Below are 8447 nucleotides of genomic sequence, written 5' to 3'. Positions count from 1 at the left end.
TTTTAAGCCTTTTAAGCGCTCTTCTTAAAAGGCGCACGGCGAGTGGAGCAATTGCCCACTTCTTCGCTCTCAAACAAATAACCGACTGCACACCCATGCAGTCGGCCTCTACATATTTACTTAACCGTAATCTTCTCAACATTCCCCATATACGGACGTAACACTTCTGGAATGACAACAGATCCATCTTCCTCTTGGTAATTTTCCAAGATTGCAGCAACTGTACGGCCGACTGCAAGCCCTGAACCATTTAGTGTATGAACGAATTCCGGCTTAGCTTTTGGCTCTGGACGATACTTTATGTTTGCTCGGCGTGCCTGGAAATCTTCAAAGTTACTGCAAGAAGAGATCTCACGATAAGAGTCATTACTTGGAATCCATACTTCAATGTCATACTTCTTTGCTGCGGTAAAACCTAGGTCAGCTGTACACATGCTTAACACTCGATATGGAAGCTTAAGAAGTTGAAGGACCTTCTCTGCATGTCCTGTTAAAGTTTCAAGCGTCTCATAAGAGTCTTCAGGCTTCACAAATCGTACGAGCTCCACTTTATTAAACTGATGCTGACGAATTAACCCGCGTGTATCACGTCCTGCAGAACCTGCCTCAGAACGAAAATTAGCACTATATGCCGTGTAAGCAATAGGTAACTGTTCAGCCGTTAATATTTCATCACGGTGTAAATTTGTTACTGGCACTTCTGCTGTTGGAATGAGGAAGTAGTCAAGATCCTGGATTTTAAAAGCATCCTCTTCAAACTTTGGCAATTGACCTGTCCCTGTCATACTAGCACGATTCACCATATACGGAGGAAGTACTTCTTCATATCCATGCTCATCTTGATGTAAATCCATCATAAAATTAATTAATGCACGCTCTAGACGTGCCCCTAGTCCCTTGTAAAAGACAAAGCGGCTTCCTGTTACTTTAGAAGCTCGTTCAAAATCAACAATTCCTAGGTCAGCTGCTATATCCCAGTGAGCCTTTGTTTCAAATCCAAACGAACGAACCTCTCCCCATTTACGGACCTCAACATTATCATCTTCTGTATCCCCAACTGGAACACTCTCATGTGGAACATTTGGAATCGTTAAAAGAATTCCTTCTAACTCTTCTTCTGTGTTACGCAATTGTTCATCCAATGACTTGATCTTCTCAGAAACTTCTTTTGTCTCTTTAATTAAATGGTCTGCATCTTGTTTTTCACGCTTTAACTGAGCTACTTCTTGAGACACTTGATTTCTTCTGCTTTTAAGCTCCTCTACTTCGACAATAATGGTACGACGCTTTTCATCTAACTCTTCAAAGCGATCTAACCCTGAAATATCTTCACCTCTAGTTGCAAGCCTCGTTTTTATATCATCAAAATCTTTTCGTAATCGTTTGACGTCTAACATTTTTTGTCCTCCTTCTATCTCATCTTTTCTATTTTACCAAATTACATTGGATAAAAAAAAGCCCTCACCCCTTCTAAAAAAGAAGGGACGAGAGCACCCGCGTTACCACCCTTGTTGCAAAGTAGCAGGTGTTTTTCCTGCTACTTAAAGCCACTTTAGCAATAACGGCTGCCTACCGAGAAGATTTTATACTTCTACTCCAAGGTGGATTCCATATACACACTGACCGGTTCACACCATCCACCGGCTCTCTGCACAGTACGCTATATGTACTAATCCTTATCGACGCATTCTGTTTATTGTTTTGCTTCTTCTACAATGGAAACGAAGAATTGATGAAAACGATGGTCATCTGTAAGCTCTGGATGGAAGGAGCATGCGAGGAAGTTACCTTGCCTTGCAGCGACAATCTCATCTCCATACTTTGAAAGAACTTGCACATTTTCCCCCACTTCTAAAATAAGTGGTGCTCGAATGAAGACAGCACGAATGTCTTCACCTACTCCAGCTACATGAAGATCTGTCTCGAAACTTTCACGTTGACGACCAAAAGCATTACGCTGCACCTTCATATCCATGACAGCTAAATGTCCCTCATCTTGTCCTTCAATTTGTCCAGCCATTAAGATAGCACCTGCACATGTCCCAAACATTGGTTTCCCTGCTGCTGCAAACTCTTTTAACGGCTCATAAAAACCATATAAATCAATCAGACGGCGCATGGTTGTACTTTCTCCACCAGGAAGCACCACCCCATCTAAATCATGTAACTGTTCTACCTTTTTTACGATGACGATCTCTGTATTTGGAGCTTCTAAGCAATTCACATGCTCTCTAACGGCTCCTTGAAGTGCTAATACACCTATTTTAACCATTACAGATCCTTTCCCTTATACCAAGCTCAAATTACCAGCCACGCTCTTGCATGCGCTCTGTTGGATTAAGAGTCGAAATTTCAATACCTTTCATTGCTGTTCCAAGACCTTTAGAAAGTTCAGCAATTAATGCATAATCTTCATAGTGAGTTGTTGCCTCAACAATCGCACGAGCAAACTTCTCAGGGTTATCTGATTTAAAGATACCAGAACCTACGAATACTCCGTCAGCACCTAACTGCATCATTAAGGCAGCATCTGCAGGAGTTGCTACTCCACCTGCTGCAAAGTTAACGACAGGTAGTTTGCCTGTTTCTTTAATTTGTAGTAAAAGATCAAATGAAGCACCAAGGTTTTTCGCTTCTGTCATTAATTCATCTGTAGACATTTGTTTCACTTTATTAATTTGTCCTTGGATCATACGCATATGACGTACAGCCTCGACAATGTTCCCTGTTCCCGGCTCCCCTTTTGTACGGATCATAGATGCACCTTCACCAATACGACGAGATGCTTCTCCTAAATCACGTGCCCCACACACGAAAGGTACAGTGAAATCACGCTTGTACAAATGGAATACTTCATCAGCTGGCGTTAAAACTTCACTCTCATCAATGTAGTCAACACCCATTGCTTCAAGTACACGTGCTTCAACAATATGACCAATACGTGCTTTAGCCATAACTGGAATGGAAACCGCATTTAGTACTTCTTCTACAATTGTTGGATCAGCCATACGTGCTACTCCACCTGCTGCACGGATATCAGCTGGTACACGCTCAAGTGCCATGACTGCAACTGCCCCTGCAGCTTCTGCAATCTTTGCTTGTTCTGCGTTGATAACGTCCATGATGACGCCACCCTTTTGCATTTCTGCCATACCTCTTTTGACTCTGTCTGTTCCTGTTTGACTCATTTGTATATCCTCCTATACCGTTCGTCTAAAGTTGAATGATTATCCTACATTAGTATACCTTAAAACGAGCTATTTCGCATAAATTTTCAGTTTTTATTTTAGCATAAAACGGATCCCTTACAAAATAAGGATCCGTTTATTTTAATTTATTATGAAAACCAACCTTTTACCATATCAGCTACGCTACTCCATATACCTGAGAAAAATCCACCAATTGCACGCATTGTCATGGAGAACCAACCAGCTTTCTCTACAGCAGAGTCAGTTACAACTAATACTTCAGCACGTTGTGTTGGATACAAGAATTCTTCTTCTCCGTCCCCTGTATACACTAATGATAGCGATCCAACTTCCTCACCTGCTTCAAATGGAGCAACAATCTCTCCATCTTCATTCAACACATTATCATCAAGAACAAGCTCAGTTGCGTATAAATCTTCTTCACCATTTCGAATAACCGTTGTTAATGGTTCAACACTAGAAATGGTTACTTCTCTTTCTTTCCCTGCTGCTACCGGAAGAATATTTAAACCGTCAGGAGCGTACCCTGATTCAACGATTTCAGCACTTGAGAAGTTATTAAAGCCATGATCCATTAACTTAGCTGTTTCATTAAAGCGATCATCACGTGTTCCCGTACGCATAACTACGGAAATGAATCTCATCCCATTACGCTCCGCTGTACCGGTAAATGCATTACCAGCTGCAGACGTATAACCCGTTTTCAATCCATCTATTCCTTCATAATCATGTTGTGCCTCAATACCTGGTAACATCCAGTTCCAGTTACGCATTTCAATTCGCTCATCCGGACCGGCTTCAAAAGTTAAAGTTGGAATACTAGCGGTCTCTAGTACTTCGGGATAATCATTAATTAAATGGTATGCAAGCTTTGCTGTTGCACGTGCAGACATCATATTCTCAGCATTTTCACCTGTACCGTCAGGATGATTCCCTAATAAGTCAGAATTATTCAAACCGGTTGAATTCACAAATTCATAATCTTCTAAACCAAGTTCGGCTCCCTTTTCATTCATCATACGAACAAATTCTGTTTCAGAGCCTGCAATTAATTCGGCTAAAGCAATCGTTGAAGCATTAGCTGAATAAATCGCTACAGATTGATAAAGTTGTTCAACTGTGTAAGAATGATCTTGCCTAAGAGGAACATTCGATAAAGCAGTATATAGTGATAAATTTCTTACATAATCACTAATTGGCACTTCTTGGCTCCAAGAAATTGTACCTTCATTAATTGCTTCAAGAATCAAGTACTCACTCATCATCTTTGTCATACTAGCAGTTGGTAAAATGGCATCTAAATTCTTTTGATATAAAATCTTTCCTGTATTTGCATCTACTAGAATTGCAGACTCTGCTTGTAAATCAAAAGCTGCACTTGTCTTCATCGGTTGTATAACAAACGTTAAAACCATAACAATCATCAGCATGATTGAAAGTGGTTTCTTAAACATAAGTTGATTCACTTTTATCCCTCCACCTTTTCACATAGAGGTAATTTTATCATATCTAGTAAAAAAAAATAGATAAAGTAGATGCTATCTATTGACTATTTTTATACAAAATTTACCCAAATCCTACTTTGGAATTTTGATAATAAAAAGATGCTCAAAAAGGGGTTCTCCCTTACGAGCATCTTCTTTTATTATAGTGAATAGTTAGGGGCTTCTTTTGTAATTTGTACATCATGTGGATGACTTTCACGTAAGCCTGCACCAGTTATGCGAATGAATTGACCGTTTTCTCTAAGGTCGTCCAATGTAGCTGTTCCGCAATACCCCATTCCAGCACGAATTCCACCGATTAATTGATGAATGGTATCATTTAAAGGACCTTTGTAAGGAATACGACCTTCAATTCCTTCTGGGACCAACTTTTGAGCATTTTCCTGGAAATAACGATCTTTACTTCCTTTTTCCATTGCTCCTAATGAACCCATTCCACGATATACTTTAAACTGACGACCTTGGTAGATTTCACGCTCTCCAGGGCTTTCGGATACACCTGCAAGTAAGCTTCCAAGCATAACAGCATGTCCGCCGGCTGCAAGTGCTTTAACGATATCTCCAGAGTATTTAATTCCGCCATCAGCAATAATTGGTACACCGTGCTTTTGGGCTTCAGTTGCACAGTCATAGACCGCTGTAATTTGTGGAACACCGATTCCTGCTACAATACGAGTGGTACAGATGGAACCAGGTCCAATACCTACTTTTACAACATCTACTCCTGCTTCAATTAAGTCACGTGTAGCATGAGCAGTCGCAACGTTCCCTGCAATAATCGTTAGTTCTGGATATTGCGAGCGTACATCTCGAACTTTATCTAAAACACCTTTAGAGTGGCCATGTGCTGTGTCAATCACGATGGCGTCTACACCCGCTTCTACTAGGGCTGCAATACGAATATCAGCATCAGCAGATACTCCAATCGCTGCACCTACTACAAGACGTCCTTGAGCGTCTTTAGCTGAGTTAGGGAATTCAATCACTTTTTCTATATCTTTAATCGTAATTAAACCTTTCAACGTGCCTTCTTCGTCAACAAGTGGAAGCTTTTCAATTTTGTATTGTTGAAGGATCTTTTCAGCTTCATTCAATGTTGTCCCAACTGGAGCTGTAACGAGATTCTCTTTAGTCATCACTTCATCAATTTGAATGGAATAATCTTCGATAAAACGTAAATCACGGTTTGTAATAATACCAACAAGTTTTTGGTTCTCATCGACAATTGGAACACCTGAAATACGATATTTTCCCATTAAATGCTCTGCATCATAAACTTGACGATCCTTTGTTAAGTAGAAAGGATTTGTTATAACACCACTTTCAGAGCGTTTAACAATTTCAACTTGCTCAGCTTGTAACTCAATCGACATGTTCTTATGAATAATGCCAAGTCCACCTTCACGCGCCATCGCAATGGCCATTTTTGCTTCTGTGACGGTGTCCATACCTGCACTAATAATTGGGATGTTCAATTGCAAGTTTTTTCCTAATTTTGTTTTTACAGATACATCACGTGGTAAAATTTCTGACTTTCCTGGAACTAGAAGTACATCATCAAAGGTTAATCCTTCTTTTTGAAATTTATTTTCCAACATAATTCTGCCTCCCCAAATCGATTTTTGACGAAAAATATTATTAGTAGCTTATCAATTGGGCAAACTACTGTCAAGAATGGATATAATGTGCAACTTTTTAGAATATACAGAACAAAAGGAGGTTGGATGACATTAAATGAGGAACGACTTATTTATTCCCTTTTATTCTGCTACATACTCAAGAAAATACTTAACAGGCAGCTATGAAGCAAAACAAATATCTCAAGCTAAGACGAAGAGTTACCAAGTTTGTTCTTCGTTTATGTATCACTTGCAACATGGACAATTGTATTTCAATCAAGCGAGTAATGCTCCGATTGAAATTAAGCCTGTCCTTCTTTTTTATGGTGCGGTGCAACTACTTAAAGCATGTATTTTAACAACAGATCCTAATTACCCGGAGAATTCACAAGTTCTAGCCCATGGCGTTACGACCCGAAAAAGAAAAAAATCAACGTACCGATTTTTAGATGACGAAATAAAAATCCAGAAAAACGGCCTCTTTTCTCACTTTTTAGACAAAATGTTTCACATGAAACATTTGGAAGGCGAAAAATATCAAATGCTGACCCTTTTTAGCCATCTTGCTGATATGCACTCTTTATTTGGGCGTCTTTCCAATAAGTCTCTCTCCTTTAAAGGGGAACGAAAGGGGAACACGATCTTCTTTCCACCAAACGTGTTAGATCATTACCATATGACCGTAAATCGCTTTGAACAGTATTTAGAGGCTAATATAAATGATAAAGCAGCGAAAGTAAAAGTTACTGAAACGAAAGAGTACGTTCAAATATCATGCTCATCCCTTCCTCCACTTTGGAATTCAAATCCTTGGTTATTTGATTGTGACAAGAATATTTATTTCTTTCAGGATCGTGAGTATTTAAAAGGTTATTCATTACCAGAGCTAGCAACCCATTTCTTGTTGCTATATAACTTGAGCATGATTTGTAGATATGAAGCAGAATGGTGGGGCGATTTAATCCATACGTTTGATGGGATCGATTTCCCGTACATTTCTCATTACCTTGATGTGGTTGAAGGGAAACTCCCATTGATTATATCAAGCTTTTTGGAAGAGGATTAGTGATGGGATACTCTACATGCTGAATTACATTTTTGTTTAACTAAGTTAATAAGCGGAGCCGTGTTTAGGTTAACAAAAACTTAATTTAATCTAATGAACTTTGTCTCAGTGCAGAGAATGCAGCAATAACTGCATTCTCTGCACTAATTACTGTTATAAGATGAAGCAGTGGGCGTAACACAGTCCTTGAGAGTTTTACGGAGATTTATTTATGAGTGCAACAGCTTACCGCTAAAAAAAAGCATTATTTTGTATAGAATAGATTTGTACTACACAGGATTCCCCTTCTATTATCTTAATAATGAGGTTATAGAAGCCTTTCTGTCCAAATGGAGAGTTGTTCTGTCGGAAGTGAGGGTTTTACTTGGTGGTTTGCTGGCGGGAGTCTGTTGTTTTCTGTCAGAGCTCAATTTTTGATTTCTTTGTTGAGAGAGTCTTACGTTGTAGTAGTCACTGGATTACTCAGAAGATGCTGTTCCTTCGGGTGTTCTTTTACTGGGGGATGATTCTCGTTGTATCTCATCGATGCTAGTACACCTCGTTTTACATTGCCTTTTATATAAACATGGGTTTCATTACGGTTTGCTGTCCAATTTGGATGTTATTCTATCGGAAGTGAGGGATTTGCTGGCCAAACTTGGACACATTCAATCCAAATTGGCTTTTTTTCTGTCTGAACTGATTTTTGCGGATTATTCGTTCGGGTAAGGAGGTCTTTCAAGAAGCTACTCATGATGTTACCATCGCTCATTCGAGAATCATGCTGTTCCTCCTAGCGCTCTTCTGCTATACGTGTATTTGTATTACCTTCTCTCCAATTTCTATGCGGAGCGTGCCCTGCCTGGCAACGTCCTGGCTCGCTATTTTTCTTCTACGGGGATGATTGTCCGTGGTGTTATTTCTTCGACGTTTCTCACGTCGTGTTACGAAGAGAAACAGCTCAGACTCACTTCTTTTCTTCTACGTGCAAGGCATGATGCTTCTCTTAGAAGTATTCGATGACGTTTACGAAAAAAAAGAAGTTCGTCTCACAGGGGGACATGGAGTC

Annotated in this window: 6 protein-coding genes and 1 other annotated feature; of the genes, 1 reads left to right on the top strand and 5 read right to left on the bottom strand. The window is 39.7% G+C overall.

What is annotated here, in order from left to right:
• Positions 1–116: 116 nt before the first annotated feature.
• The 5 genes from serS to guaB all read right to left on the bottom strand — a co-directional run bounded on the left by serS (position 117) and on the right by guaB (position 6312).
• Positions 117–1397, bottom strand: coding sequence for a serine--tRNA ligase (serS, locus tag LQ50_RS23820; protein ID WP_034634179.1), 1281 nt, complete (start codon positions 1395–1397; stop codon positions 117–119).
• Positions 1398–1477: 80 nt separating this feature from the next.
• Positions 1478–1692: a binding site (T-box leader), on the bottom strand.
• A 1-nt stretch (position 1693) separates the two neighbouring features.
• Complete coding sequence (pdxT, locus tag LQ50_RS23815) at positions 1694–2272, bottom strand: pyridoxal 5'-phosphate synthase glutaminase subunit PdxT (RefSeq protein WP_034634177.1); 579 nt, start codon at positions 2270–2272, stop codon at positions 1694–1696.
• 31 nt (positions 2273–2303) lie between these two features.
• Positions 2304–3188, bottom strand: a complete 885-nt coding sequence (gene pdxS / locus LQ50_RS23810; RefSeq protein WP_034634174.1) for a pyridoxal 5'-phosphate synthase lyase subunit PdxS — start codon at positions 3186–3188, stop codon at positions 2304–2306.
• Between the two features lie 149 nt (positions 3189–3337).
• Positions 3338–4675: a serine hydrolase gene (locus tag LQ50_RS23805; RefSeq protein ID WP_308417942.1), complete on the bottom strand. Its 1338-nt coding sequence runs from the start codon at positions 4673–4675 to the stop codon at positions 3338–3340.
• A 179-nt stretch (positions 4676–4854) separates the two neighbouring features.
• Positions 4855–6312 carry an IMP dehydrogenase gene (gene guaB / locus LQ50_RS23800; protein ID WP_034634173.1) on the bottom strand — a complete coding sequence of 486 codons (1458 nt, stop codon included), beginning with the start codon at positions 6310–6312 and terminating at the stop codon, positions 4855–4857.
• Positions 6313–6448: 136 nt separating this feature from the next.
• On the opposite strand from guaB, the gene LQ50_RS23795 reads away from it, so the two are divergent.
• The gene (locus LQ50_RS23795; RefSeq protein WP_034634172.1) at positions 6449–7399 is read left to right on the top strand and encodes a YaaC family protein; all 951 of its coding nucleotides are present in this window, start codon (positions 6449–6451) and stop codon (positions 7397–7399) included.
• Positions 7400–8447: the final 1048 nt, after the last annotated feature.

The organism is Halalkalibacter okhensis, assembly GCF_000787375.1.
Classification (GTDB): Bacteria; Bacillota; Bacilli; order Bacillales; family Bacillaceae_D; genus Halalkalibacter; species Halalkalibacter okhensis.
The sequence above is the reverse complement of the archived record's forward strand: the minus strand, read 5'-3'. Positions and strand labels throughout refer to the sequence as shown.

Excerpts from the sequence above, each read along its gene's own strand:
- pdxT (WP_034634177.1), bottom strand. The coding sequence starts at position 2,272 with ATGGTTAAAATAGGTGTATTAGCACTTCAAGGAGCCGTTAGAGAGCAT.
- LQ50_RS23795 (WP_034634172.1), top strand. The coding sequence starts at position 6,449 with ATGAGGAACGACTTATTTATTCCCTTTTATTCTGCTACATACTCAAGA.
- pdxS (WP_034634174.1), bottom strand. The coding sequence starts at position 3,188 with ATGAGTCAAACAGGAACAGACAGAGTCAAAAGAGGTATGGCAGAAATG.
- serS (WP_034634179.1), bottom strand. The coding sequence starts at position 1,397 with ATGTTAGACGTCAAACGATTACGAAAAGATTTTGATGATATAAAAACG.
- guaB (WP_034634173.1), bottom strand. The coding sequence starts at position 6,312 with ATGTTGGAAAATAAATTTCAAAAAGAAGGATTAACCTTTGATGATGTA.